This window comes from Paracoccus sp. Arc7-R13, from assembly GCF_004010775.1.
Taxonomy (GTDB): domain Bacteria; phylum Pseudomonadota; class Alphaproteobacteria; order Rhodobacterales; family Rhodobacteraceae; genus Paracoccus; species Paracoccus marcusii.
In genome coordinates this window covers 1,468,158-1,494,166 of sequence record NZ_CP034810.1, presented here as the reverse complement: position 1 = coordinate 1,494,166, position 26,009 = coordinate 1,468,158, and the positions used below count along the sequence as shown (strand labels likewise).

The window sequence follows — 26,009 nt, the reverse complement described above, 5'->3', positions numbered from 1 at the left end:
CCGGCCTGACCTTCCCGCCAGGTCAGAACCCAAGCGCGAAGGCACTGATGAGACGAGACGTCAACCCGATCCACGCCACCCTTCTGCAGACCAGACTTGAGGAGATCGCCCAGGGATTCGGTGCCGTGTCGCAGCCGCTCGGCGCGGCCATGAGCCATGGCGCGCTGTCGTCGGGCAAGCGGTTCCGCGGCATGCTGATGCTGCTTGCGGCAGAGGCCTCGGGTGGGGTCTGCGACACGATCGTCGACGCCGCCTGCGCGGTCGAGATGGTGCATGCCGCATCGCTGATCTTCGACGACCTGCCCTGCATGGACGATGCCGGGCTGCGCCGCGGCCAGCCCGCGACCCATGTGGCGCATGGCGAAAGCCGCGCCGTGCTAGGCGGCATCGCCCTGATCACCGAGGCGATGGCCATGCTGGCCGGTGCGCGCGGCGCGTCGGGCACGGTGCGGGCGCAGCTGGTGCGGATCCTGTCGCGGTCCCTGGGGCCGCAGGGCCTGTGCGCCGGCCAGGACCTGGACCTGCACGCGGCCAAGAACGGCGCGGGGGTCGAACAGGAACAGGACCTGAAGACCGGAGTGCTGTTCATCGCCGGGCTGGAGATGCTGGCCGTGATCAAGGAGTTCGACGCCGAGGAGCAGACCCAGATGATCGACTTTGGCCGTCAGCTGGGCCGGGTGTTCCAGTCCTATGACGACCTGCTGGACGTCGTGGGCGACCAGGCGGCTCTTGGCAAGGATACCGGTCGCGATGCGGCGGCCCCCGGCCCGCGGCGCGGCCTTCTGGCCGTGTCAGACCTGCAGAACGTGTCCCGTCATTACGAGGCCAGCCGCGCCCAACTGGACGCGATGCTGCGCAGCAAGCGCCTTCAGGCTCCGGAAATCGCGGCCCTGCTGGAACGGGTTCTGCCCTACGCCGCGCGCGCCTAGACGTGATGCGGCCGGGTCCAGAGGCCCTGCCGCGACACGCCCGCCCCCGGCAGGCGTGATCGCGCGACATCCCAGCCCCCGACGCCCAGCAGGCCGATCTTGGCAGCCTTGGACGTGCTGATCCGCTGGCGATAGGCCTGCGGCCCGCTCTTGCGGATGCGCAGCCCGATGGCGCGATAGATCCGTAGCGCGGCGGCGATGGACCAGGCGCAGCGCGGTGGCAGATCCGCCAGACCCACCCGCGCCGACGCGTAATAGGGTTCCGCCGCATCCAACAGCCGGAGGATCACTGTGTACAGCTCCGGCGACGGCACCGGCCCGTCGATCCGCGCGCCCGCCTGGTCCAGCCAGTCCCCCGGCAGATAGCACCGCCCGATGCGCGCATCGTCGATCACGTCGCGCGCGATGTTGGTCAGCTGGAACGCCAGCCCCAGGTCGCAGGCGCGGTCCAGGACAGGATCGTCGCGCACGCCCATCACGCGGGCCATCATCACGCCGACGATGCCTGCGACGTGATAGGAATATTCCAGCACGTCATCCAGCGTGCGATAGTCGCGCGCCTCGACATCCATCGCGAAGCCTTCGATCAGGTCCATGGGCCAGGCCTGCGGGAAATCATGCCGCCGCGCCACCGCGCGCAGCGCGGCAAAGGGCGGGGTCACCGGACCGTCGCCCTGCAGGGCCGCCAGCGTGTCGACGCGCAGGCCGTCCAGCCGCGCCTGCGGGTCGTTCACCGCCTCGGGGCGGCTGCCCAGGGCCTGACCGTCGATCACGTCATCCGCGTGGCGACACCAGGCATAGAGCATCACCGTGTCGTCGCGGATGCCCGGCGGCATCAGCTTGGCCGCCGTGGCAAAGCTTTGCGACCCTTGGGTGATCGCCTCGGTCGAGGTCAGGACCAGATCGCTCATGCGCCCGCCAGGTCGGACAGCATCACCTGGGCCGTGGCCTTGGCCGAGCCCACGACGCCCGGAATGCCCGCGCCCGGATGGGTGCCCGCGCCGACCAGATAGAAGTTGCGGATCGTCTTGTCGCGGTTGTGCGGCCGGAACCACGCGGATTGCGTCAGGATCGGCTCGACCGAGAAGGCGCTGCCGTGATGGGCGTTCAGTTCGCTGGCGAAATCGGCGGGCGTGAAGATGCGCGTCGTGGTCAGGTTGGCGCGCAGGTTCGGGATCAGCCGCTCCTCCAGGGACGCCAGGATGCGGTCGGCATAGCGCGGCCCCTCGACCGCCCAATCGATCTCGGCGCGGCCCAGATGCGGCACGGGGGCCAGCACGTAATGCGTGGACATGCCCGGAGGCGCCATGTCCGGATCGGTCGTGCAGGGCGAATGCAGGTACAGCGAGAAATCCTCGGCCAGCTTCGGGCCCTTGAAGATCTCGTTGACCAGCTCCCTGTAGCGGGGGCCGAACAGGATGGTGTGATGCGCGATGTCCTTGGGCGCCTCGCGCAGACCGAAATGCAGCACGAACAACGACATGGACCAGCGCTTGCGGTCCAGCGATTTCGCGCGGCTCTGCCCGCGGGCCGTGTGGCCCAGCAGGTCGCGATAGTTGTGCATGACGTCGCCGTTGCTGGCGACCATGTCGGCCCTTAAAGACCGCCCGTCCGCCAGGGTGACGCCCGTGGTCCGCGCGCCCTCGGTCTCGATCCGGGCGACCTTGGCGTTCAGCATCATCTGGCCGCCAAGCCGTTCGAACAGCGCGACCATGCCCGCGACCAACTGGTTGGTGCCGCCCTTGGCGAACCAGACCCCGCCGCGCCGCTCCAGCGCGTGGATCAGCGCATAGATCGAGCTGGTCGAGAAGGGATTCCCGCCCACCAGCAGCGTGTGATACGAAAACGCCTGCCGCAGATAGGGGTCCTTGATGAAGGTCGCGACCTTGGCATGGACGGACTTATAGGCCTCCAGCTTCATCAGCGCGGGCGCGGCCTTGAGCATCTGGCCCAGCTTGAGGAAGGGCACGGTGCCCAGCTTGACGTAGCCCTCCTGATACACCTCCTCCGCGTAATCACGGAAGCGGCGGTATCCTTCCAGGTCGTCCGGGCTGAACTGGGCGATCTGGCGCTCCAGCTGATCGGCCTCGTTCACGTAATCGAAGACCTTCCCGCCCGGCCACATCAGTCGATAGAAGGGCGACACCGGCATCAGCGTCACGTCGCGCGCCATGTCCTGCCCGGTCAGCGCCCACAGCTCCTTGAGCGCATCGGGGTCGGTGATGACGGTCGGGCCCGCGTCGAAGACATGGCCCTGATCGTGCCAGACATAGGCGCGCCCGCCGGGCTTGTCCCGGGCCTCGACCAGGGTGGTGGCGATGCCCGCGGACTGCAGGCGGATGGCCAGGGCCAGCCCGCCAAAGCCTGCGCCGATCACGATGGCGGTCTTGGCCGCGGGCGAATGGGCGTTCATGCGTTTTCCTTCAGCAGGGGACGTTCGGGCAGGCAGCGGATGGCCGTGCCAAGGGGAATGGGAGGCTTGCCGGTCACGATGCGCAGCTGATCCGCCACGCTCAGCCGGCCGGCATAGAACCGTTCGATCAGTCCATGCGGCATGCGGTAGAACCGCTGCAGCAGGGTATAGCGCCGGTCGGGCGCGCAGCCGCGGAACAGCATCCGGTTCAGCAGGCGCAGAAAGCGGTCGCGGCGTGCCCGGTCGATCGCGTAATCGCGGATGGCGCCGCGCAGCGCGTCGGTGCCGGGCGGCCCGGACAGGCCCGCCACCACGTCCGCCACCTGCGCCGCATAGGGCAGCGAATAGCCGGTGACCGGGTGAAAGAACCCCGCGCGCAGTCCCACGGGAACAGGCCCCTCCGCGTGATCGGCCCAGAAGCCCGCCGCGTCATGGGCCAGCGCAATGGGCAGGATGCCGCGTTCGCGCCGGACCTCGGCCCCGGTCCAGCCCTGCTGGCGGGCATAGTCGTGGGACGCCGCCGCCAGCGCGTCGTCGTCCAGATTGCCGCCATCGGAATAGCGCGTGTCCTCGATCAGGATGCGCGTCGGAGAGAAGGGCAGCAGATAGATGAATCGGTACCCGTCCTGCTGGGTGACGGTCGCGTCCATGATCATCGGGCGGGGCACGCCGTGGGGGCAGTCGGTCTCGATCTCGACGCCCACGAATTTCTGGAAACCCACGGTCAGATGCCGCGACGGCTGCGCGCCGCGCCCGTCCAGGACCGCGCCCGCCTCGATCCGGGTGCCGCAGGACAGCGTCGCCCCCTGTTCATCCAGCAGGGCGATGTCGCTGTTCCAGCGGATCTCGGCGCCCGACCGGGCCACCGCATCCGCCAGCGCCGCCCCGTCCAGCGACCCGTAACCGGTGGCCAGCCGCCGGGCATGGCGGGGAAAGCGCACCTCCTGGTCGGGCCAGTTGGCGCGGCGCAGGGGCTTCAGCCGCGCCAGCCAGTGCGGCGACAGATCGGGGTCGTGGCAGGACCAGGTATGGCCGTCTGACGGTCCCGCCGCATGATCCAGCAGCAGCACCCGCAGGTCGGGCCGCGCCGCGCGCAGCGCCAGGGCGATCAGCCCGTTCGCAAGGCCCGCCCCTGCCAGCAGCACGTCATGGGTCACGTGCGCTCCTGCGCCTCGGCCCGCAGCACGCCCGACGTCTTCAGGTCCTGCTTCAGCTTGTCGACCGGCGGCGCATAGATGAAGCCGAAGCTGACGCAATGGTCGCGTCCCTCGACCGCGTGGTGCAGGCGGTGGGCCTGATACAGGCGGCGGGCATAGCCCTTGCGCGGGATATAGCGGAACGGCCAGCGCTGATGAACCAGCCCGTCATGCAGGACGAAATAGATCAGCCCATAGACGGTCATGCCCAAAGCGATCCACCACAGGACCGGCGCCCAGATCCAGCCCACCGTGAACAGCACCGTGGCGATCACCGCAAAGACCAGGCCGTACAGGTCGTTCTTTTCCAGCGCGTGGTCGTGTTCCTCGTGGTGGGACTTGTGCCAGCCCCAGCCCAGGGGGCCGTGCATGATCCAACGGTGGACGGAATAGGCCGTCAACTCCATCACCAGCACGGTGGCGACGACGATCAGGAAATTGGTCATGCGGTGTCCCCCTTGGTGCGGGTGCTGGGCAGGCGCCACCAAGGCACCGTCGGGTGCAGGTGGTGTTCGTGATGATAACCACCAAAGTGAAAGCAGGTCAGCAGCGACACGGGGTCGCTGATCCGCGACGACCGCGCATTATGGCGGTCCGGGAACGCGTCGTGGCCGGGGCGGTGCGGCAGCCAGGTGCCGAACACGAACAGCTGGATCGACGCCAGGATCGACGGCAGCGGCCAGAAGACCACGTACATCCAGCGATCCCCCAGGATCAGCGCATAGACCGTCACGATGACGGGCAGCAGCAGCCCCTCGCGCCAGCCGAAATAGGTGCCGATGAAGCGCGCGTACCAGCGGACCGGGCCGCCATGGTCGAAATCGGGGTCGTCGTCGGTTCCGGCATGGCGGTGATGGGCCATGTGCTTGACGATCATCTTGCGCCACGAAAATCCGGCATACAGCCACAGGACCAGCTGGCCCATCGCCGCATTGGCGCGCGGACGCCCCGGCACGACCGACCCGTGCATCGCGTCATGCGCGATGATGAACAGACCGACCGACAGCCAGGTCAGCCCCAGGAAATTCGCGATCGCCAGGATGGGATGCGCCGCCGCGTCCAGAAACCACAGCGCATGCACATGCAGGGCCAGCCACGCGGCGATGATGCCGCCCGAGACGATCAGGCTGGTGGCGGTCAGATCTGCCTTGGGCAGGGCATGTGCGCTCATCTTGTCCCCCGGACCGGCGATCCGCGCAGACTACAGTCCCGCATCGCCGGTTTCCATCCCCGTTGCTTGCGACCATTGGCCACCCGGCCCCGGCACCAGCAGCGGCGCGCGGCGCAGCGCCGCAAGGTCGGCCGATCCGGTGCAGAACATCGCGATGCGCAGCTGGGTCACGACGTCGGACAGGTGATCGGACAGGGCCTCGGCGCTGTGGCGCGCGGCTGGCAGCGCGCGGGCCGCCTGCCCCACGAGGTCCGCGCCAAGGCGGATGGCCCGCGCGGCGTCCAGCCCGTGACGCACCCCGCCCGACCCGACCAGAACCCGGTCCGGCCCCATCATCGGCGCGATGGCGCGCAGCGACGCGGTCGTGGGGATGCCCCAGTCGTGGAACGGCTCCGCCAGCGCCTGTAGGCGGTCGGGACCGCGTTCGGCCTCGACACGCGCCCAGCTGGTGCCGCCGGCGCCGGCGACGTCCAGGATCGTCACGCCCGCATCGATCAGACGACGTGCCACGGGCGCCGACAGCCCCGCACCGACCTCCTTGACGCCCAGGGGGACCGGCAGGCTGGTGGCCAGCTCCTCGATCCGTGGCAGCAGGGCCGCAAAATTGCGGTCGCCCCCCTCCTGGATCGCCTCCTGCAGCGGGTTCAGGTGCAGGATCAGCGCGTCGGCCTGGATCATGTCCACCGCACGCTGCGCCTGCGCCACGCCAAAGCCATAGTTCAGCTGGACCGCGCCGATATTGCCCAGGATCGGAATCTGGGGCGCACGCGCCCGCAGGCTGGCGCCAAGGCCGCCATTGCCGCCCGCCTCGACCGCGATGCGCTGCGATCCGACGGACAGGGCGATGCGGTGATGGGCACAGGCCTCGGCGATGTGCAGGTTGATGCGTTCCGCCTCCTCCGGACCGCCGGTCATGGCCGAGATCAGCAGCGGCGCCCCCAGGCTGCGCCCCAGGAACCGCGTTCCCGTGTCGACGGCATCCATGTCCAGATCGGGCAGCGCCTGATGCAGGAACCGGACCTGGTCGAACCCGCTGTCCAGCCGGTCCTGCGCCCCGCGGCCTTCGGTGACGATGCGCAGGTGATCCGACTTGCGACGAGAGATTTCGGTCATGTCCTGCCATCCGGTTGCGTCATCCGACTATCGCGTCAATGCCTTCCGGGTTCCAGCCCCAGTTCCAAGAGGACGAACTGTCGCGTGCCACGTCCCGGCGCCGTCGAACCCTTGGAAGGCGCCGCGCGGCGATCTGCAAAAAGGGGCCAGAAAGCCCCTTGCCCCCCCTTGGCGACATCCATATACGGGTCGGCGGAGACGTGGCCGAGTGGTCGAAGGCACACCCCTGCTAAGGGTGCAGGCCCGAAAGGGTCTCGAGGGTTCGAATCCCTTCGTCTCCGCCATCACCTTACTGTCAAGATATGATCAACTGACCAGACGTGGTTCTGTGGTCGTCGTGAGTGTCGTCAGGCGCCCCGTCGCATGACCAAAGCATTGTCGGCCATGGGCCAGGCGAACCATCATTCCGTCCGCGGCGATGAGGGTGCCGGTCGCCCGACATCCTCACCGCAGCAGATGCACGTCTTTGGACGGTCAGCGGCGGGGGATGATCCGGTCCGCCTCCAGCTGTTCGAACAGGTCGAAGAACGCCTCGTCCGTCGCCTGATAGGCGGTGAAGCCCAGCTTGCGGCTTTTGGACATGTCGGTCACGACCTCGATCGGCCGACCCAGGTCGGCGTCGGTGTGCCACGGCGACACCAGGCGGGTGATATCCGGCTCGGCCAGCCCTTCGCGTTCGGCGATGCGTGCCCAGATCGCGGCGTCGTCCGCCATCTGGTCGGCCAAGGGGCGTTCGGTGCCGTCGAAATCCTCGGCTTTGACGCCGAACCAGTCGGCCAGACGGTGCCACATCCAGTTCCAGCGGAAGACGTCGCCGTTGACGATATTGAAGGCCTGGTCATGCGCGGCGGGCGTGGTCGCTGCCCAGATGACCTGGGCGGCCAGCTGGCGGGCGTCGGTCATGTCCGTCAGGCCGTTCCACTGCACGGCCGATCCGGGAAAGCGGAACGGGCGCCCGGTCTCGCGGCAGATGGCGGCATAGACGGCCAAGGTGGTGCCCATGTTCATGGCGTTCCCGACCGCCTTGCCGATGACGGTGTGGGGGCGGTGGATGCTGTAGGTGAAGCCGTCGCGGCGCGCGGCCTCGAACAGTTCATCCTCCTGCGCGTAATAGAAGTTCGGGACGTCCAGCCGCCCCTGATCCTCGCGGAACGGGGTCTTGGGCAGGCTGCCCTTGCCATAGGCCTCGAACGGTCCAAGGTAATGCTTCAGCCCGGTCACCAGCGCCGCGTGACGCACGGTGCCAAGCGGACGCAGACCGTCGAACAGGTTGCGCAGCATCAGGGCGTTGACGCGGATGTTCTCGGCCTCGGTCGGCTGGCGCAGCCAGGTGGTCAGGAACACATGCGTCGGGGCCAGACCGTCCAGGGCGGCGGCGACGGATGCGGGGTCCAGCAGGTCGGCGGCCACGGGCGTCACGCCCTCCTGCGGCTGCGGATTGCGGCTGAGGCCCAGGACGGCCCATCCGTCGCGGACCAGTTGGGCGGCGATGGCCTGGCCCTGAATGCCGGTGGCGCCGACAACCAATGCGGTGCGGGTCATGAATCTCTCCTGTCTTTGTGCTGTCAGGGGATCTAGTCAGCGCGGCGCGGTCGTGCCAGACGGCACCAAATTGGGACATAGCCACCGAAAGGTAACCACCATGGAACCCGGCAGCATCGACACCGACTGGCGCGAGGATTGCGCCCCCCGACGCACGATGGAGATCTTTGCCACGAAATGGACCAGCATGATCCTGCACACGCTGCATGCCCAGCACGGGGGTGCGGCGCGCAACGGGGTGCTGCTGCGCAGCCTGCCTGGGATCTCCAAGAAGATGCTGGTGCAGACGCTGCGCGAGATGGAGGACAGCGGCCTGATCGACCGCCATGTCGAAAGCACGGTCCCGCCGGCGGTCGAATACAGCCTGACGCCGCTTGGCAGGCGCTTCGTCGACCTGGTCGAGACGGTCTATGCCTGGGGCCGGGCCAATGCCGACGCTCTGGATCAGCTGCAGGCCCGCGCGACGTCCCGGCGGAACCGCTAGGCCCGCGACCAGTCGCGCAACCAGCGCATCGCGTCGAATCCCGGCGCGCCGGCGGGTGCATAGATCTGGTGGTCCAGCTGGCGCAGCAGGGCTTTCCTGCGCGGCCCGCCGCCCCCGCGCCACGTCAGGTGTGCCGCCGCGGCCGCACGCAGCCCGGTCAGATCGCCGCTGGCCGCCGCCCTGCGCATCGCTGCCGCATGCGGGCCGGGCCGCAGCCGGCGCAGGGCGCGCCCGATCGCGGGCAGCCTGCCCCATAGCACCACGGCCAGCGCGACCACCCCGCCCGACAGCGCCAGCCCCGCCATCTGCCAATGCAGGGCGACGCCCGTCCCCGATGCGGTGCTGAAACCCGCGAAGCCGAACGGGATCGGCTTCATCGCCGCCACCTCGATCCGGCGGCTGTCGGTGTCCAGCCAGGGAAAGGGGATCGCGGGCAGGACGCCTGGCTCGCCCGTGCGGGGGCGCATCTGCCATTCCCAGACCACGCGGGCGACCGGGCCGTCCGGGGTGGGGATCGTCTCGCGGGTTTCGGGCAGGGTAAAGCTGATCAGCCAGGGCTGGGCGATGTCGGGGCGCGGCGGCAGGTGATGGGCCATCGCGCCCAGGGCCTCGATGGTGACGCGGCGGGTCAGGATGTCGTCCTTGGCCAGGCGGCCGGGCGGTGCGGACAGGTCGTCCGTCAGCACCAGCCTGCGTGCCGTCAGGGGGCGGCCCGAATGGGGAAAGGGCTTGACCGTCAGGCGCGTGGTGCCCGACGAAACGCTGACCTCCTCGCGGACGCCGCTGCGGGTGATGTTGGTCAGGTTATGGGTCAGCGGACCGATGGTCAGGTCCCCTGCCCGGCGCGGAAACAGCGCGATGTCGCGTTCGAAGATCTGGATCATCCGCCCGCCGATGCGTTCCTGGAACCAGCGGTCGCGGTCGATCTGCATCCAGTCATAGGCGTCGGACGACGGAAAGGTCAGGCTTTCCAGCGACACGGTCAGGTCGTATTCGCCGCGCAGGGTCAGGCGCACCATCTCGGCCACGACGGGGTTGCCGTGATCGTGCAGGATCAGCAGCCGCGCCTCTCCGGGGGCCAGGGGTGCGGGGGTTTCGGCGCGCAGCGGCGTGGCCAGCATCAGCAGCAAAAGGATCAGCCGGATCACCACGGGTCACCCGCCTCTGGCCGGATCAGGCCCAGCCCGGCGCGCCGGTCGTGTTCGGCCTGCAACCGCAGGGCCAGGAATTCGCCGGGATCGTCGGCGATGGTTTCCAGCCACGCGTCGCTGGCGGCCATGCCCCGCGCCTCGACCGGTCGGCGCCAGCTTTCGGCGGCGGCGTCGGTCAGGGCGTTGGCGATCATCTCGTCCGGGGCGGGACGCCCGCCCCGCCCCAGGATGCGACCCGGCGCGACGCTGTCGCCCTGCTGCGGCGGAAACATCGTCGCCACCAGGTCGCGGCTGGCGCGGGCCTGTTCGTCGGCGGGGTTGGCGAAAAGCACCGCGTCGAAATAGGCGACCGCGAGGGGATAGTCGCCCGTGGCGGCCAGCGACAGCGCGCGGTTGTAGGTCTGCGACCGGCCCGCGCGGGCGAAATCGGCATCGGCCAGGTCATGGTCGCCCAACCGGTAATGGGCCACCCCCCGTGCGCCCGGATCGTCCAGCAGGATCAGCGCGAGCCGGTCCCACCCCGCCCGCAGCGCCAGCGCACCAAGCGCCGCGGGGCCGGCAAGGACCAGCGCCGCCACGGCCAGGACCAGAAGGACCGCCGCCGCCCTCATTGCCGCCGCCTCAGCATCTGCAGCAGCGGCAGGGCGGCCAGCGCGGCCAGGAACGGCCCCAGATCGCGATAGCCCAGGGCCGTCACTGCCGGATCGCGACGGCGATCGCCCCCCTGGCGCAGCCGGGCGGCCAAGTCGTCGACATCCTGTGCCAGCACCATCTGACCGCCCGATTGCACCAGCTGCGCCAGCGCATCGGGCGCAGGGGTGGGCGCCTGCGGCGCGGCGCCCACGACCCGGACCGCCCAGATGCGCGTGCCCAGGGCGGCCAGACGCCCGGCCTCGGCCACGGCCTGGCCATCGACCCCGGCCCCGTCCGAGATCAGGACCAGATCGGCCTGCCCCGCATCGCCGAACATCTGCCCGGCCAGGCCGATGGCGGCTGCGGGCCTGCTGCCCTGGCCGGGCACCGTGTCGGCATCCAGGACCGCGATCAGCGTCTGCAGCGTGCGCGGATCGGTGGTGGGGGCGGATGCGGCATAGGCCTCTCCGCTGTAGAGGATCAGGCCGACTGGTCGGCCGGCCAGCCCCTGCAGCAGGGCGGCGGCGGCCTGTTGCGCCTGCGCCAGCGCCGGTCCCCGCGCGACCGACGGGGACAGGTCGATGGCGATCAGCACGCTGTCGGTGCGCGCCAGGACGGGCGCATCGGCGCGCGGCAGGGCCGGCCCGGACAGGCCCAGCACCAGCAGCGCCGCCGCCCCCACGGGCAGCAGCGGACCCCACCGGCCGGTGCTGCCGCCCAAGGCGCCAAGTGCGCGCATCGCGGCCAGCATGTGCGGAGGCATGACCTGTTCCCACCCGCCAGCGGACGGCCCGCGACGGTCCAGCCACCACGCAAGCGCCAGAAGCGGCACCAGACCCGCCAGCCACCACGGCCGCAGCAGCAGCGCGCCGGTCATTCCCGCCTCCGGATCGCGGCCAGCATCAGGCAGGCGGCGCACAGCATCGCGGGCCAGATCCACAGCGACCGCCAATAGCGCAGCGGCGGCCGTTCGCCCGGGCTAGGCTCCAGCCGGTCCAGCGCCTGCGCCATCGCGGTCAAGTCAGCGGTGTCGCGCACGCGAAACAGCGCGCCCCCCGCGGTTTCGGCCACCGCGCGCAGGGTCGCCACGTCGACGGCGTCGCGGGCGGTGGGGCGGGTCTCCAGGTCCTCGGGGCCCAGGGCGATGGTGTGGATGCGCAGCCCGTGCGACGCCGCCAGGCGCGCCGCGTCCACCGCCTGCACGCTGCCCGAGGTGTCGACCCCGTCCGACAGCAGAACCACGACCCGGCCGGGCGACGTGCTGCCCTGCAGCCTGCGGATCGCCAGACCCAGGCCGTCGGCGATGGCCGTGCCGCGGCCGGACACCCCGATCTGCGCCTCGTCGATGGCCTGCACGACGGCGTTCAGATCGAAGGTCAGCGGCGCCGCGACATAGGCGCGTCCGCCGAAGATCACCAGGCCGATCCGGTCGCCCGTCCGGCTTTGCACAAAGGCGCGGGCGGTGCGCTTGACCGCGTCCAGGCGGCTGACGGGCTGACCGTCCAGGGTGAAATCGGCCTGTTCCATGCTGCCCGACAGATCCAGTGCTAGGACGATGTCCCGCCCGCTGGCGGGAACCACCTGGGCCTGGCGTTCCACCTGCGGCCCCGCCAGGGCGACGACAAGCAGCACCCAGGCCGCGGCCGCCAGCCACGGGGCGCGGTGCAGCGGCGGCAGGCTACCAGGCGTGGCATGGGGCAACAGGTGGTCGGGCACGTCCAGCGCCGCGCGGGGCCGGACCACCGGCGGCAGAAGCCAGCGCAGCAGCAGCGGCAGCGGCAGCAGCGCCAGCAGCCAGGGTGCGGCCAGGCTCATCTGCGCCACGGGCGACGCAGGCGGGCGCCGCGGGCGATCGCCTCGATCCGGCGGTCGGGCGGTGGCGGGGCCGCGCCATAGGCGGCCGGGCGTAGCGCCGCTGGCAGATTGCCCAGCATGCGGGCGATGGCCAGCAGGCGGTCCGGCACCGGCAGCCCCCGCAGCGCCGCCACGCGCAGACGCGGGCGGGCCGCCCGACGGCGCGTGAAGGGCAGCACCGCCAAGGCCAGCACCAGCCCCGCGATGACGCCCAGTGCCAGAAGCGCGGCCATCTCTGCCGTCGACAGGATGGCCATCGGCGTGGGCAGGCGGACCGGGGACAGGGCCTGCATCAGCTGATCATGGGTCATGGCATCGGGCGTCACGGCTCGACCCGTCGCGCGACGGCGCCCATCGCGGCCAGGCGGTCGGTCTGGCCACCCAGATCGGCGGGCTGCAGGCGCAGGAGCCGCGTGGCGCCGCCCTGTCGGACGGGCAGCGGGCGGGCGGGTGGCGCGGTCTCCAACGGGTCCAGGATCAGCGCGACCTCCACCCGGCGGCCGCGGGCCAGGCGGGACAGCGCGGCATCGGCCCCCTGCCAGCCATCGGGCAGGGTGGCCAGGACGACATGGGCACCCGTCGGCGCAGTGCGGGCGGCCAGGGACAGCGCCTCGGTCAGGGGCGCCGTGCCGGGGGGATCGGCCAGGGCGGCGGCATGGCGGTCGACCAGCAGGCGGCACAGGGTCAGCATATGGCCCGCGCCGGTCGCGGGCGGCAACACGCGGACCCCTGCCCCTTCGGCGACGATCAGGCCGACCGCACCCTGGCGCGCCACCGCCTGCCAGCCAAGCCCCGCCAGATGCCGCGCGCCGCGCACCGACCGCAGCGCGTCGCCCGTGCCCCACAGCATCGGCCCGCGCAGATCGGCGATCAGCAGCGTGATGTCGTCGCGATCCTCGTGCAGCGCGCGCACATGCGGCACGCCCGTGCGCGCGCTGGCCGAGGGGTCCATCCGGCGCGGATCGTCGCCGGGCACATAGGCGCGGATCTCCCTCAGGTCCATGCCGCTGCCCGGATGGCGCGAGGCCATGACCCCCGCCCGCCGCGCCATGGGCCGCTGCCGGGGCATGGCGCCCTGCCCCGCCTGCAGGTCGACCAGCGCCTCCAGCGTCAGGGCGATGCCGGGCGCGGACCGCCAACCGCTCATGGCGCCCCTACCACGGGGTCACCTGGCGCAGCGCCTCGGCGATCAGGCGGCGGCCGTCCTGCCCTTCGCTGGCGGCCTTCCAGTTCGGGACCAGCCGGTGGGCCAAGGCATCGGGGGCCAGGGCCTGCACGTCCTCGGGCAGGCCGTGATCGCGGCCCTGCAGCCAGGCCCGCGCGCGCACCGCCGCGGCCAGCGCCAGCGTCCCGCGCGGAGAGACCGGGTGTTCGACCGCCTCTGCCAGCACCCCGCCGGGCCGCGTCGCCAAAACCAGCCGGATGATGAAATCCTTGAGCACGGGGGCCAACGTCACCCCCGCGACCTGCAAGCGCGCGCGATCCAGGTCCGCGGCCGTCACCTGCGACAGCACGGCCGCCATGCTGCCCCGGCCCTCGGCCTCGACCAGGTCCAGGATGGCGCGTTCGTCCTCGGCGCCCGGCAGGTCCAGCCGCAGGTGCAGCAGAAAGCGGTCCATCTGCGCCTCGGGCAGCGGAAAGGTCCCCTCGTGCTCGATCGGGTTCTGGGTGGCCACGACCATGAAGGGCTGCGGCAGGGGGCGTGTCACGCCGCCGGTGGTGACCTGACCTTCGGCCATCGCCTCCAGCAGGGCCGACTGGACCTTGGGGGGCGCGCGGTTGATCTCGTCCACAAGGACGATGTTGTGAAAGACCGGGCCGGGCAGAAAGTCGAAGCCGCCGGTCTCGGGACGGAACACCTGGCTGCCGGTCAGGTCCGACGGCAGCAGGTCGGGGGTGCACTGGATGCGCGCATGCTCGCCCGGCAGACGCGCCGCCAGCTGCTTGACCGCGCGCGTCTTGGCGATGCCCGGCGGCCCCTCCAGCAGGACATGGCCGCCGGTCAGGTACGCGATCAGCAGACGTTCGACCAGCCAGTCGTGGCCCACCAGCGTCCCCGCCACGTCGTCGGCCACGGCCCTGACACTGGCACGGGCCAGATCGACATCAGCATGATCGTCCATGAGCGCCCCTCGGATTGCTTGCAGATGGTGCAGCGGCTTTCCCATCATGGCCAGCCGGGCCACGCCGCGCTGCCACCAAAGTCGGGCAGGCCCGCCCGCGCTGTGCGCCGGCCCCGCTTCGCCACCGCAAGTGGAATCACGCCATTGTGGGGGGCGGAACGGGCCGCCGCAGCACCGATAACCGGGTGAATTCGGCATCTGCCCCTTGCCCTGCAGGCCCTGGCGCGGGATGGTGCACGGCGCGCAATCCAGCGCCCATCGCATACGGAGCGGACAGTGCCTGACGTCGGTCTGAGAGAGTGGTTCGCGGTCGGCCGCGCCATCGCAAGCGGCAGCCTGCTGCGCTATGACAGCGGGGCCAGCCGGACGGCCCTGTTCGAACGCGAGATGGCCGCCCAGACCGGCGCCGCGCATGTGCTGGCCGTGAATTCGGGGACCAGCGCGCTGGTCGCGGCCCTGGCCGCCGCCGGGATCGGTCCGGGCGACGAGGTGCTGGTGCCGGCCTATACCTGGATGGCGACCGCCGCCGCGCCGGTGCAGGTCGGGGCCGTGCCGATCCTGGTCGACATCGACGAGACGCTGACCATGGACCCCGAGGACATCCGGGCCAAGATCACCCCCTATACCCGCGCGATCATCCCCGTGCACATGGTCAACGCGCCCTGCGACATGGACGCGATCATGGCGATCGCCAAGGAGCACGGCCTGATCGTCATCGAGGATTCGTCCCAGGCCGTTGGCATCCGCTACAAGGACCGGCATTGCGGGGCGATCGGCGACCTGGGCGTCTTCAGCTTCAACCGCATGAAGAACATGAACATCGGCGAAGGCGGGGCCGTCCTGACCAGCGACGAACGCTATTTCATCCGCGCGCGCAGCTATCACGATCTGGGATCGATGGTACGCCAGCACGGCGACCGGCTGAACGAGCCGGAATTCGTCGGCATGAACATGAAGGTCACCGAGATGGACGGCGCCATGCTGCGCGTCCAGCTGAAGAAGGTGGTCCCCATGCTGCGCCGGATGCAAAAGCGCCGCGCCGTCCTGGCCGATATCCTGCAGCACAGCAGCGAATTCAGGGTCACCCCGCACAACGATCCCGCTTCGGCCGTCAGCCTGTCGATCCTGGCCCCGACCCGAGAGAAGGCGATCGAGCTGACCGGCCGCCGGGGCGTGCACAACCGCCTGCGCGACAGCTCCAAGCACCTGTACACCAATTGGGAGCCGATCCTGAACAAGCGGACCTTCCATCCCAAGATGAACCCCTGGGCCTGGGCCAAGCGCGACATCGAATACACACCCGACATGTGCGCCCGCACGCTGGAGATTCTGGACCGGACCTGCATCGTCACGCTTGGGATGCGCTATCCCACCCCGCTGATGGCGATGGTGGCCCGCAAGCTTGCGGGCCAGCGCTGATCAGCGGGCGGCCGCATGCGCCGCGGCGCGTGCGGTCAGCATCATCATCGTCAGGGTCGGGTTGTGGACATGCTGGCGCGGAAAGCACGCCCCGTCCGTGACATAAAGGCCCGGCACGTCCCAGCATTCGTTGTGCATGTCCACGACGGATGTCGCGGGATCGGTTCCCATCCGCGCCGTGCCGCATTCATGCACGCTGGTGCCGCCGGGGGACAGGTCGGTGTTCACAATCACGTCCGTCAGACCGATATCCGCCGACAGCTCGCGGATGATCTGCGCCTGACGGTCCGCCAGGGCGCGCTGTTCCGCCGAATGGCGGAAGCGGATCACCGGGACCGGGATGCCGTACCGGTCGGTCTGCGACGGCGACAGCGTCACCCGGTTCCACGGGTCGGGCAGCATCTCGGCGAACGAGACGATGTCGACGCGCGCGGCCCCGTCGGGACGGGGATGGACATGGATCTGCATGCTGATCGACGGATGCAGCGACGGGTCGGGCGGAATGTGGATGCAGCGGCCTGGCTCGGCCTGCTCGGGCAGGACGTCGTCCGATCCGGCGCGATATCCGGTTCCGCTCATGACCGCATGGTCCATCAGGTGCCGGCCCAGGGCGGGCGATTCCGTCCCGATGCCCGCATCATCGCCCACCGACCGCGACAGCAGCAAAATGCGCGTGCTCTCGATCGCCGAGGCGCAGAGGAACACGACCGGCGCGTGGACGGTCCGGACCGCGCCCGTGCGGCCGTCGATCCATTCGACCCCGCTGACCGCGCCCGACGGATCCTTCAGGACGCGGCGCACCACGGCGCCGGCCTGGAACGCCATGCGGCCCGTGCCGGCCGCAATGTCCAGCCATGACAGGGGCGGCGCGAAATTGCCCAGCACCGGCCGTGCCCGCGGCCATCTGGACCGGATCGCGCCGATGATCGCCTGCTCGGACGGGGTGGGCTGCAGGACGCCGGCCAGGCGGCTGGTGTCCGGGCCGGGAACGGCCTGATCGCCGCCGCGCAATTGCAGCTTGTCCTCGACCCATCCGTACCAGTCGGCGACATCCTCCAGCGCAAAGGGCCAGGCATTGTCGGCGCTGTTCGAGCCATCCGACTTCATGCCGGACAGACGATAGTACTGGCGCCCATGGCCGGGAACGGTCATGCGCCCCCCCGGCTGGCGGGCGCGGAACCACAGGAACTGGCTGCCGTCCTCGGTCTGGTAGGGACAGTCGCGGTCGTCGACCAGCACGTTGGGGGCCATCGCCCAGGCAAAGCAGCGCGACTGGACCGGCTGGCGTGCGCGGCCCAACAGCCGAAAGGCGCGTTCGCCAAAGCGGGCCAGGCTGGGCGGCATCCGGCTTTCGGCCCTGGTCCTGTCCAGGAACCGGGCCACGGCCGTCAGGGCCTTGGTCACGGGGTTGATGCGGCCGGGCCCGGCATCGCCGGCCTCCAGGACCGCCACGCGCATCCCCGCCTCGGCCAGCGCGGTGGCGGCGACGCCACCTGCCGCGCCAGAGCCCACGACGATCGCGTCAAACCGGCTGCCATCCGCGATGGATGCGTGCCTCCACGATGCAGCGCCGGTCATGGTCTTGCCGATCGTTGAAGGTGATCCCAAAGGCCGGAGGCCGGCCACGATCGGGTGGGGGCGCCCATCGCGCGGTGCAGGGCGGACCGACGCAGATCGTCGAACGGAAAGGACGTGTGGAAAAGGAACTGGCTGAAATTCACCTGATCATCCTTGTGGTCGCAATATGCCACGGTCCTAGACGTTTCCAACGGGGCGGGTCGTCGACGTCCGTTCCGTCATGACAGACCGCATGCTCATCGCCGACGTGACAAGGTTGCGCACCGGCAGGTCATGGGAACAGCTCATCAAATACTCCATGCGTCAAAACGGGCATCATTCATCGTGCCGCACCGCACCGACCGGAAATTGAATCGTTCGCACGATAATATTGCGAAAAGCATACAGGTTCGGCATCGATTGCGGGAATAAGACATGTCCGTGACTGTGACAACAGTCCCGCGATCGACCGGCCCGCGCGCAAAAAGATTACGCAGACAACCACAGCGGGCGTCGCGCGGTGCTAAGGTGCTGTAGTCTATTTGTATTATTAATTTCCCGCCGCAATCTCAAACGGCGGATTTATCCATTAACCACCGTCACAATACGTCAATATATATATATTGGCAGTTTCGGCCGTCATTTCGCAATCGAGCCCGGTCACTTTGCATATATCAATCCGCAACATTCGACGGGGCGGATTTTTCGGGAAGATTGAACAGGTCCATGAAGCGAAGCAGGTCGCAAGCCGCGCCTCTGCAGGTCACGCCGACCGTTTCAGGTGCGACCTTGGCATAGAACAGCGCGGCCATACGGGGTGCCGCATCCGCCTCGAAGACCAGATCGGCCGCGTCGGGAAGCCCGCGGGTGACGTCCAGACAGGCCTGTTCAAGACGCAGGCCAAAGGAGGATCCGCCGATGGTGATCGCCACCGTCAGGGACAGCCCCGCGGCCGCCTGGCGATCCAGCATGGTCCGCAGGGACATGATGAAGGACGCCGCCGACAGGGGCAGCGTCGGGTCATGCAGCGGAGAGGCGGCAGCCCACCGCCCGATCTCCTGCAGGATGGGTTCGGCCGATCGGCCCCAGGGCGTCAGCTGATAGACCTGCGCGGGCACCGGGTCGGACAGGGTGATGCGGGCCAGGATGCCGCTGCGCTCCATCCCGGCCAGCCGTTCGGTCAGGATCTTGGCGCTGATGCCGGGCAGGTCCGCGCGCACGTCGGTGAACCGGCGCGGCCCGAACATCAGTTCGCGAAGGATCAGCAGGGTCCAGCGTTCGCCCAGCAATTCCATGCCGAAGGCACTGTCGCAGGCATCGTCGTACCAGCGGCCATGGGCGGGTTCCGGCCTGATGGTTTCTTTTTGTAACTTCATGATTGCCTCAGGTAACCAAGCGCCCCCATCCTGTCAACAGCACAGGAGGAGCGAATCGATGACCCGGATGATCTTCGTCAACCTGCCCGTCACGGACGTGGCGCGGGCGACCGCCTTTTACGAGGCGATCGGCTTTACAAAGAACGAGGCCTTCTCGAACGAACAGGCCAGCGGCATGGTCTGGTCCGACGCGATCCACGTGATGCTGCTGGATCACGCCTTCTACGCCACCTTCACCGACAAGCGCATCATCGACGCCCGTACCCAGTCGGGCGTGCTGCTGTGCCTGACCTTCGACAGCCGCGCGGCCGTCGACGACATCCACCGCCGCGCGCGCGAGGCGGGCGGGCACGACACGCGCCAGGTCGAGGACCAGGGCTTCATGTATGGCGGTGCCTTCGACGACCCCGACGGCCACGGGTGGGAGACGGTGTGGATGGACCCCGCCGCAACGCGGGACGGCCCCCCCGACATGCAGGATGCGGGGGGCCGCCATGCCGGTTGATCCCGCGGCCCCGATCACCATCACCGCCTTCGACTGGGTTCCGGATTTCGCCAGGGGCCAGGTCCGTGACCTGCGCGTCCGGTGGGCGCTGGAGGAGGTGGGCCAGCCCTATGCCGTGCGCCTGCTGTCCCAAGGCGCGCAGAAGCGGCCGCCGCACCGGGCGCGCCAGCCCTTCGGCCAAGTGCCGACGCTGGAGGACGGTGACCTGATCCTGTTCGAAAGCGGTGCGATCGTCTGGCACATTGCCGAACGCTTCCCCGGCCTGATGCCAGGCACGGCGGCGGCGCGGGCGATGCAGCTGGAATGGGCATTCGCCGCCCTGAACACGCTGGAACCACCGTTCATGGACCACGCCATGGCCACGCTGTTCGAGGCCGACGCGCCCTGGTCCGCGCCCCGCCTGCCCGCGGTCATGGCCCGCATCGACGAACGCCTCCACGAGGCGTCGGACCGGCTTGGCACGGCGGACTGGTTCGGCGGCGAATTCGGGCCGGGCGATCTGCTGATGGTGTCGGTCCTGCGGATGGCGGACGGGATGCTGGACGACCATCCCAACCTGGCCGCCTATGTCGCACGCGGGACGGGGCGCGATGCGTTCGGCCGCGCTTTGGACGACCATATGGCCGGCTTCACCGGCGCCCCTCCTCCGGTCGGCCCGGAACGGGCGCCGCCGCCGGACGGGCCATGACCGCCCGCCCCTGTCGCACAAGCGCCATCAGAGTGTCGCAAGGCCGTCACCGACCGTGATCAAAGAGGACCCCGAACCAAAACGGGGGATTCCACGGTGCAAAGACTTGCCCTTCTGACCTCGGCCGTCGCGCTGGCCACGGCCATGCCTGCGATGGCCCAGACCACCTTCGACCGGATCGCGACATTCGCCACGCCCGACAACATGCCCGCGGGGGAGGACCGGTCGCGCCCGACATCGGCCGAGATCATCTCGGCCTCCGAAGACGGCAACACGCTGGTCTATTCCGACAGCCCGCTTGGGGTGCTGGGCTTTCTGGACATCACCGACCCGGCCGCCCCCCTGCCCCTGCGCACCGTGCCGATGGACGGGGAACCCACCACCGCCGTGATCATCGGCGACCGGGTGTATGTGGGCGTGGACACGTCGACCTCGTTCACCGAACCCTCGGGGCAGCTGCGGGTGCTGGACCTGAAGACCCGCGCGATGCTGGCATCCTGCGACCTTGGCGGGCAGCCGGATGCGGTCGCCCGTGCCGATGACGGCAGCTTTCTGGCCGTGGCGATCGAGAACCAGCGCGACGAGGACCTGAACGACGGCGCCCTGCCGCAGATGCCCGCGGGCCATGTGGTCACGCTGACCGTCACCGACGGCACGCTGGACTGCGACGGGCAGACCCGCATCGACCTGACCGGTCTGGCGGACATCGCCCCCGACGACCCCGAGCCGGAATATGTCGACATCAACGCCGCGGGAGAGATCGTCGTCACCCTGCAGGAAAACAACCATGTCGTCGTGATCGGCGCGGACGGCACCATCGCCGCGCATTTCAGCGCCGGCACGGTCAGCCTTGACGACATCGACACGCGCGACGACGGCGCGCTGACCTTTGACGGGGCGCTGACGGACGTTCCGCGCGAACCCGATGCGGTCAAGTGGATCGACGCCGACCATTTCGCCACCGCGAACGAGGGCGACTATCAGGGCGGATCGCGCGGATGGAGCATCTTTCACCGCGACGGCACGGTCGTCTACGACTCGGGCAGCAGCTTCGAACACGCGGTCATCCGGGCGGGCCACTATCCCGACAAGCGGTCTGACGCCAAGGGGGTCGAACCGGAATCGATCGAGGTCGCGACCTTTGACGGCATCCCGCATGTCTTCGTCGTCTCGGAACGCGGATCGCTGATCGGCGTCTACGATGTCAGCGACCTGGCGACGCCGCGCCTGACGCAACTGCTTCCGTCGGGCATCAGCCCCGAAGGCATCGTGGCCCTGCCCGCCCGCGACCTGCTGGTCACCGCCAACGAGGCCGATCTGGGCGCAGAGGGCGGCGCGCGTGCTCACGTCATGCTGTTCGGCGCGACCGACGGTCCCCCCCGCTATCCGACGATCACCGCGGAGGGCGCGGACGGGCTGATCGGATGGGGCGCGCTGTCGGGCCTGGCCGCGGGCGACGCACCGGGCCAGCTGTTCGCCGTGTCGGACAGCGTCTATGGCGCGCAGCCCGCGATCCATGCCATCGACGCCACGCGGACACCCGCGCGGATCACCGCCAAGACGATCGTGACCCGAAACGGCGACCCGGCGCAGAAGCTGGACCTGGAGGGCATCACGCCCGACGGTCAGGGCGGCTTCTGGCTGGCGTCCGAGGGTCGCAGCGACCGCCTGATCCCCCATGCCATCATCCATGTCGACGCCCAAGGCGAGATCCAGGAGGAGATCGGCCTGCCCGCCGAGCTGCTGGCCCACGAGGACCGCTATGGGTTCGAGGGGATCGCCCGGCAGGGCGACCGCCTGTGGATGGCCGTCCAGCGCGAATGGGGCGACGACCCCGCCGGCCAGGTCAAGCTGATCTCCTATGACCTGCTGACGCAGGACTGGGGCGCCGTCGCCTATCCGCTGGACCCTGCGGGCGACGGCTGGACGGGCCTTTCGGAAATCGCCATCGACGGCGACTGGGCCTATCTGATCGAACGCGACAACCTGATCGGCGACGCCGCCGTGCTCAAGGCGCTGTTCCGCGTGCCGCTGTCAGAGATGGTGCCCGCAGGGCTGGACGACCCCCTGCCCGTCGTGACCAAGGAGCTGGTCCGCGACCTGATCCCCGACCTCAAGGCGCAGAACGGCTATGTCCTGGACAAGGTCGAGGGGTTCGCCGTCGACGCGGCCGGTATGGGCTGGGTGGTCACCGACAATGACGGCACCGACGACAGTTCCGGCGAAACACTGTTCTGGTCCACAGGCCTGATGCGCGCCGCGCAATAGGCCGCGGCTCCACGGCCGCCGCTGGAACGGAACACCGTGCCCGGTCCGATCGGACTGGGCACAGTCGTGAGTGGCCCTTGACCGTCGGGTGATGCGGCTGGCACGCCCGCCCAAAACCGTTCCCGACATTCGCACGGCGATCCGGGAGGATGACGCGGGGGCATGAATCGGGACATGCGGCCATCAGGTTCGCCGAACCGACGCGGGTCCGGATGCATCCCCCGAACCGGCCGCGCCCGATCAATCCGGCATTCCGGCTTCCGGCGCGTCCTGCGCCGGACTTCTGGCACAAGATGGCGGGACGACCCGACATTAACGCCCGGTCAACCACGACCGGCAAAAAAGGCCTGCGTCGCGCGGGATGTTAACCTTGCAGAACATGCAAATCCCTAAGGGTCGGGAAAACCCTGCAGAAGGACATTCCCGTGATCACGTTCAGCATTCGGGGCGATCAGCTGATCGTCGATCCCGCCGTCGGCACCAACTCCTCGCAAGGCACGGCCACGGTGCAATGGGGGCGCCAGATGTGGGCCAAGGACCACCGGATCGAGATCACGGCCATCGACGACACGGGGACCGAGCTGACCGTCAGAAGCGGCATCACCGGGATGAAGGTCTTTGACGGGTCGGGCCGGCAGGTGGCGGAATACCGGCCCATGAACCCCGGCCAGACCGCCAATATCCAGGGCGATCTGTCGGGGCTGGGGGATCACTATGCCCGGATCAACACCTCGGTCATGCAGCCCGCGGCGGGGTCGCCCTGGATCGGGCCGATCATGATCACGAACGGCGACCGCTCCTTCGCCACGCTGCCGCAGACGTTCCAGGTCGGCAACGGCGCCTATGACATCGCACCCGCCCCGCAGCGACAGGCAGCGGCGCCCTGTTTCGGACCGGACGTGCAGGTCGACGTCGCCCGCGCAGGCGTGATCGCGGTTCGCGATGTCCGCGCGGGCGACGCGATCATGACGACCGACGGACGCCAGCCGGTGCTGTGGACGGGCGCGCGGCACTGTTCCGGGAAGCCCCCCCAGGATTGCCCCGTTGACCTGAACGGAGAGCTGTTCTCTCCGCTGCACCGGATCCTGTGGCGTGGGCGTTGGGCCAAGGCCAGGCACCTGGCCGAGGCCGGGCGCGCCGTGGCGCGGCCCGATCATGGGCCCATCGACTATCACCACATCCTGCTGCCGGTGCATTCGGTCATCCTGACCGCGCGCAACCGGGTCGAAAGCCTGCTGATGACACCCTATTCCCTCGACCTGTGGAAGGACGCCCCTGCCCTGCGCAGCCATGCAAGCGCATCGACGCGGTTGCGCTATGAGGAATGGCGGCGGGGCGATCTGCTGCGCCACGAACGGCACACAGGCGGATCGGGCGACGCGCGGCAGGACCACGACGCCCACGTCCCGGCGCATTAGGCACAACTATTCGCCATAGCCGCGCGACAGCACGGCATCGACATGCAGCAGCGCGTCCTCCAGCATGCTTTGCCATGCGGGCCAGTCATGGCCCGCTTCGATCACGCGGAAACGGTGGCGGATGCCCGCATCGCGCAGGGCGATGTGCAGCCGGGCCGTGCCCTCGAAGAAGCTGTCATCCGACCCGGTCTGGACATGGATCGACGGGATGCGTGCCAGCCGGGCCGCATCCGCCGACGCGGCCATCACTGCGGGCCGGAACGCGGCCCACCGGTCGGTCAGCCGCGCCGCACCCTCAAGATCCGGGCCCAGCAGGGTCGCGAAACGGTCGGCATAGTCGCCCGGCGACAAGGCCAGCAGCTGTTCGTCCGTGCGCAACGCCGGGCTGAGGGCGGCGGCCCCGGCGAACAGGTCGGGATGCTCTAGCCGATAGACCAGCGCGGCGAACCCGCCCATCGAAATGCCCATGACCGCCCGCCGTCCGGGCAGCACCGGGTGACGGGCCTCGATCCCCGGCATCGCTTCATCCAGAAAGGCGGTCTGCCACCGGGCGGCCCCGTCCGCATCGTCCAGGAAATAGCTGGCCGGCCCGTCATCCGGCCGCCGACCGTCGGGCGCAACCGCGATCAGGGGCCTGATCCGCCCCTGGGCGATCAGCTGGTCCAGCACCTGGTCGATCCCCGCCAGGGTGAACCAGTCCGACGGCTGCCCCGTCCCGCCGCCATGCAGCAGGTACAGCACCGGATAGGCACGCGTGCCCCCTTCGCTGCCCGGCGGCAGGTAGATGTCGTAGGACAGCGCACGCCCCAGGACGGGGCTGAAGACCGTCTCTCCCATCCAGACCTCGGCCCGCGACACGGTGGGCGGGGCGATGGCCATCAGCAGGGTCAGCAGGACAAGGCGGATGCGGGTCATCGGGCTCTCTCAGAAGGACAGATCGTAGGTCAGCGACAGGGTGCCGTCGCGCAGCCCGGCGCCGGGCCCGTCGCCCCGGTTCCAGGGAAACCGGTTGGCGGCGTAATTGCCATAGCCGACGCGCAGGCGGTCGGTCACCTTCCAGGTCGCGCTGTAGGTGTAATCAGGGTCCCACGGCCGTTGCACCCCCGACGCATAGGCATGGGCCGAAAGGCCCAGGGACAGCCGCTCGGTCAGCCTGAGGCCACAGGACAGGATCAGCGCATCGCGGGTCGGATCGGGCAGCGTGACGCGCATCCGGCAATCGGCCCCCCGTCCCGCAGGCAGGGGGATGCGCGGCAGGGTCAGTTCGGCCCGCAGCCTGCCGTCCAGCAGGCCGCTCCAGGACCCGTCCATGCGGATGGGCCTGCTGGCATAGCTGAGCGACAGGCGGTCCGTCGCGCGCCAGGTCAGGGCATAGCTCAGGTCGGGGTTCCGCCCTGCCCCGCCGCGTCCGGTCACACCCAGGTTCAGCGTCACACGATCCGACAGTTGTGCGCCGCATCCCAGGGTGACGCGCGCCGGCCCCGGGCCGCCTTCGCCCTGCGTTGACAGCGCAACCCCCGCGGTCACCGCGCAGGTCGTCCGCGGCCTTTGGGCATGGTCAAACATTGGCGGCAGGCGGAGCGGTGCCGTGCAGGCAGTGCCGCGACACGGCAGGAACGCGCCGGGGAACATGGTCAGCCGATACCCGTCCCGCGCCAGCGGCGGCGCCGGATGGTCACTGTAACGGCGGTCGGGTGCCGCAGGTCGGGGCGCGATGGCATCGACCACGGGAACCGTGGCGCGGGGTTGCGACCCCGAACCGGCCAGCACCCACAGCGCCAGATAGCGGGCAAGCGTCTCGCCATCCGCTGTGTCGGGCACCGTCGGGCGGGGGCTGCCCGTGGCCGGGATACGGGTCACCAGACGCGTGCCCGACCAGATGCGGCAGGCCTCGCCGCGAATACAGACCATGCGCAGCGGTTGCGCCTGCGCATCGCCGTCGGGCATCACCACTGCCGACCCGTCAGGATACAGCCGATAGCGCCAGCCGCCCAACCGGCCTGCCTGCGCGCGCGACCAGGTCAGGGCGTTGGGCGTGTCCGACAGCACCTCGACCGCGCCCGGAACGGCCGGATCATCGGTGCGCAGGATCTGGGGGCCGGACCAGGCCAGCGCGGCGCCCGGCCCCCAGATCGCCAGCAACGTGGCCATCAGAACAGGTCCCAACCC

25 protein-coding genes and 1 tRNA gene are annotated in these 26,009 nt (G+C 69.6%); 8 read left to right on the top strand and 18 right to left on the bottom strand.

The genetic code is table 11. The features are described from left to right. Positions 1 to 47 precede the first annotated feature (47 nt). Positions 48 to 929 (top strand): polyprenyl synthetase family protein, encoded by an 882-nt coding sequence (locus tag EOJ32_RS07430; protein WP_127898122.1) that lies wholly within the window; start codon positions 48 to 50, stop codon positions 927 to 929. On the opposite strand, the gene EOJ32_RS07425 is transcribed toward EOJ32_RS07430, so the two are convergent. From EOJ32_RS07425 to fni, 6 genes are read right to left on the bottom strand one after another with little or no spacing between them, the layout of a single operon-like run. After that, complete coding sequence (locus tag EOJ32_RS07425) at positions 926 to 1,840, bottom strand: phytoene/squalene synthase family protein (RefSeq protein ID WP_127898121.1); 915 nt, start codon at positions 1,838 to 1,840, stop codon at positions 926 to 928. The genes EOJ32_RS07430 and EOJ32_RS07425 overlap by 4 nt on opposite strands. Then, positions 1,837 to 3,342 carry a phytoene desaturase gene (locus EOJ32_RS07420; protein WP_127898120.1) on the bottom strand — a complete coding sequence of 502 codons (1,506 nt, stop codon included), beginning with the start codon at positions 3,340 to 3,342 and terminating at the stop codon, positions 1,837 to 1,839. The genes EOJ32_RS07425 and EOJ32_RS07420 overlap by 4 nt, the downstream gene beginning before the upstream one ends. Beyond that, on the bottom strand, positions 3,339 to 4,499 hold the full coding sequence (gene crtY / locus EOJ32_RS07415; protein WP_127898119.1) for a lycopene beta-cyclase CrtY: 1,161 nt from the start codon (positions 4,497 to 4,499) through the stop codon (positions 3,339 to 3,341). The genes EOJ32_RS07420 and crtY overlap by 4 nt, the downstream gene beginning before the upstream one ends. Further along, a complete protein-coding gene (locus EOJ32_RS07410; protein WP_127898118.1) occupies positions 4,496 to 4,984 on the bottom strand; it encodes a sterol desaturase family protein in 489 nt (162 codons plus the stop codon). The genes crtY and EOJ32_RS07410 overlap by 4 nt, the downstream gene beginning before the upstream one ends. Then, positions 4,981 to 5,709, bottom strand: a complete 729-nt coding sequence (locus tag EOJ32_RS07405; RefSeq protein ID WP_127898117.1) for a fatty acid desaturase — start codon at positions 5,707 to 5,709, stop codon at positions 4,981 to 4,983. Before EOJ32_RS07405 ends, EOJ32_RS07410 begins: the two co-directional genes overlap by 4 nt. A gap of 30 nt (positions 5,710 to 5,739) precedes the next feature. Beyond that, a complete protein-coding gene (gene fni, locus EOJ32_RS07400; RefSeq protein ID WP_127898116.1) occupies positions 5,740 to 6,822 on the bottom strand; it encodes a type 2 isopentenyl-diphosphate Delta-isomerase in 1,083 nt (360 codons plus the stop codon). A 194-nt stretch (positions 6,823 to 7,016) separates the two neighbouring features. Between fni and EOJ32_RS07395 the strand changes: the two genes are divergently transcribed. Further along, a tRNA-Ser gene (locus EOJ32_RS07395) sits at positions 7,017 to 7,106 on the top strand. Positions 7,107 to 7,296: 190 nt separating this feature from the next. Here EOJ32_RS07395 and EOJ32_RS07390 read toward each other — a convergent pair. Next, entirely contained in the window at positions 7,297 to 8,364 is a 1,068-nt protein-coding gene (locus EOJ32_RS07390) for an SDR family oxidoreductase (protein ID WP_127898115.1), read from the bottom strand. A 100-nt stretch (positions 8,365 to 8,464) separates the two neighbouring features. On the opposite strand from EOJ32_RS07390, the gene EOJ32_RS07385 reads away from it, so the two are divergent. After that, positions 8,465 to 8,848 (top strand): helix-turn-helix domain-containing protein, encoded by a 384-nt coding sequence (locus EOJ32_RS07385; RefSeq protein ID WP_046000940.1) that lies wholly within the window; start codon positions 8,465 to 8,467, stop codon positions 8,846 to 8,848. On the opposite strand, the gene EOJ32_RS07380 is transcribed toward EOJ32_RS07385, so the two are convergent. Genes EOJ32_RS07380 through EOJ32_RS07350 form a run of 7 tightly spaced genes read right to left on the bottom strand, consistent with a single transcriptional unit; the run spans position 8,845 to position 14,609 of the window. After that, positions 8,845 to 9,996 (bottom strand): BatD family protein, encoded by a 1,152-nt coding sequence (locus EOJ32_RS07380; protein WP_127898114.1) that lies wholly within the window; start codon positions 9,994 to 9,996, stop codon positions 8,845 to 8,847. The two genes, EOJ32_RS07385 and EOJ32_RS07380, sit on opposite strands and share 4 nt — an antisense overlap. Then, complete coding sequence (locus tag EOJ32_RS07375; RefSeq protein ID WP_127898113.1) at positions 9,993 to 10,610, bottom strand: hypothetical protein; 618 nt, start codon at positions 10,608 to 10,610, stop codon at positions 9,993 to 9,995. The genes EOJ32_RS07380 and EOJ32_RS07375 overlap by 4 nt, the downstream gene beginning before the upstream one ends. After that, positions 10,607 to 11,509: a VWA domain-containing protein gene (locus EOJ32_RS07370; RefSeq protein ID WP_127898112.1), complete on the bottom strand. Its 903-nt coding sequence runs from the start codon at positions 11,507 to 11,509 to the stop codon at positions 10,607 to 10,609. Before EOJ32_RS07370 ends, EOJ32_RS07375 begins: the two co-directional genes overlap by 4 nt. Then, positions 11,506 to 12,447: a VWA domain-containing protein gene (locus EOJ32_RS07365; RefSeq protein ID WP_127898111.1), complete on the bottom strand. Its 942-nt coding sequence runs from the start codon at positions 12,445 to 12,447 to the stop codon at positions 11,506 to 11,508. Before EOJ32_RS07365 ends, EOJ32_RS07370 begins: the two co-directional genes overlap by 4 nt. After that, positions 12,444 to 12,812, bottom strand: coding sequence for a hypothetical protein (locus EOJ32_RS07360; protein ID WP_240542523.1), 369 nt, complete (start codon positions 12,810 to 12,812; stop codon positions 12,444 to 12,446). Before EOJ32_RS07360 ends, EOJ32_RS07365 begins: the two co-directional genes overlap by 4 nt. Continuing rightward, positions 12,809 to 13,633: a DUF58 domain-containing protein gene (locus EOJ32_RS07355; RefSeq protein ID WP_240542522.1), complete on the bottom strand. Its 825-nt coding sequence runs from the start codon at positions 13,631 to 13,633 to the stop codon at positions 12,809 to 12,811. Before EOJ32_RS07355 ends, EOJ32_RS07360 begins: the two co-directional genes overlap by 4 nt. 7 nt (positions 13,634 to 13,640) lie before the next feature. Next, the gene (locus EOJ32_RS07350) at positions 13,641 to 14,609 is read right to left on the bottom strand and encodes a MoxR family ATPase (RefSeq protein WP_127898110.1); all 969 of its coding nucleotides are present in this window, start codon (positions 14,607 to 14,609) and stop codon (positions 13,641 to 13,643) included. Positions 14,610 to 14,885: 276 nt separating this feature from the next. On the opposite strand from EOJ32_RS07350, the gene EOJ32_RS07345 reads away from it, so the two are divergent. Beyond that, positions 14,886 to 16,028, top strand: a complete 1,143-nt coding sequence (locus EOJ32_RS07345; RefSeq protein WP_045983192.1) for a DegT/DnrJ/EryC1/StrS aminotransferase family protein — start codon at positions 14,886 to 14,888, stop codon at positions 16,026 to 16,028. Here the strand turns inward: EOJ32_RS07345 and EOJ32_RS07340 are convergent, their stop codons facing one another. Together EOJ32_RS07340 and EOJ32_RS07335 are read right to left on the bottom strand one after the other, a co-directional pair. Further along, positions 16,029 to 17,606, bottom strand: a complete 1,578-nt coding sequence (locus EOJ32_RS07340; RefSeq protein ID WP_127898109.1) for a GMC oxidoreductase — start codon at positions 17,604 to 17,606, stop codon at positions 16,029 to 16,031. It lies immediately after the preceding gene. A gap of 653 nt (positions 17,607 to 18,259) precedes the next feature. Next, positions 18,260 to 18,961, bottom strand: a complete 702-nt coding sequence (locus tag EOJ32_RS07335) for a helix-turn-helix domain-containing protein (protein WP_127898108.1) — start codon at positions 18,959 to 18,961, stop codon at positions 18,260 to 18,262. Between the two features lie 58 nt (positions 18,962 to 19,019). On the opposite strand from EOJ32_RS07335, the gene EOJ32_RS07330 reads away from it, so the two are divergent. From EOJ32_RS07330 to EOJ32_RS07315, 4 genes are all read left to right on the top strand, one after another. Continuing rightward, complete coding sequence (locus EOJ32_RS07330) at positions 19,020 to 19,466, top strand: VOC family protein (RefSeq protein ID WP_127898107.1); 447 nt, start codon at positions 19,020 to 19,022, stop codon at positions 19,464 to 19,466. Continuing rightward, a complete protein-coding gene (locus EOJ32_RS07325) occupies positions 19,456 to 20,154 on the top strand; it encodes a glutathione S-transferase family protein (protein ID WP_127898106.1) in 699 nt (232 codons plus the stop codon). The genes EOJ32_RS07330 and EOJ32_RS07325 overlap by 11 nt, the downstream gene beginning before the upstream one ends. Positions 20,155 to 20,298: 144 nt before the next feature. Continuing rightward, entirely contained in the window at positions 20,299 to 22,422 is a 2,124-nt protein-coding gene (locus tag EOJ32_RS07320) for an esterase-like activity of phytase family protein (protein WP_127899318.1), read from the top strand. 425 nt (positions 22,423 to 22,847) lie between these two features. After that, on the top strand, positions 22,848 to 23,840 hold the full coding sequence (locus EOJ32_RS07315; protein WP_127898105.1) for a Hint domain-containing protein: 993 nt from the start codon (positions 22,848 to 22,850) through the stop codon (positions 23,838 to 23,840). Positions 23,841 to 23,846: 6 nt separating this feature from the next. Here EOJ32_RS07315 and EOJ32_RS07310 read toward each other — a convergent pair whose 3' ends face one another. Both EOJ32_RS07310 and EOJ32_RS07305 read right to left on the bottom strand, forming a co-directional pair. After that, complete coding sequence (locus EOJ32_RS07310; protein WP_127898104.1) at positions 23,847 to 24,755, bottom strand: esterase family protein; 909 nt, start codon at positions 24,753 to 24,755, stop codon at positions 23,847 to 23,849. 9 nt (positions 24,756 to 24,764) lie between these two features. Continuing rightward, the gene (locus EOJ32_RS07305; RefSeq protein ID WP_127898103.1) at positions 24,765 to 25,991 is read right to left on the bottom strand and encodes a hypothetical protein; all 1,227 of its coding nucleotides are present in this window, start codon (positions 25,989 to 25,991) and stop codon (positions 24,765 to 24,767) included. Positions 25,992 to 26,009 lie beyond the last annotated feature (18 nt).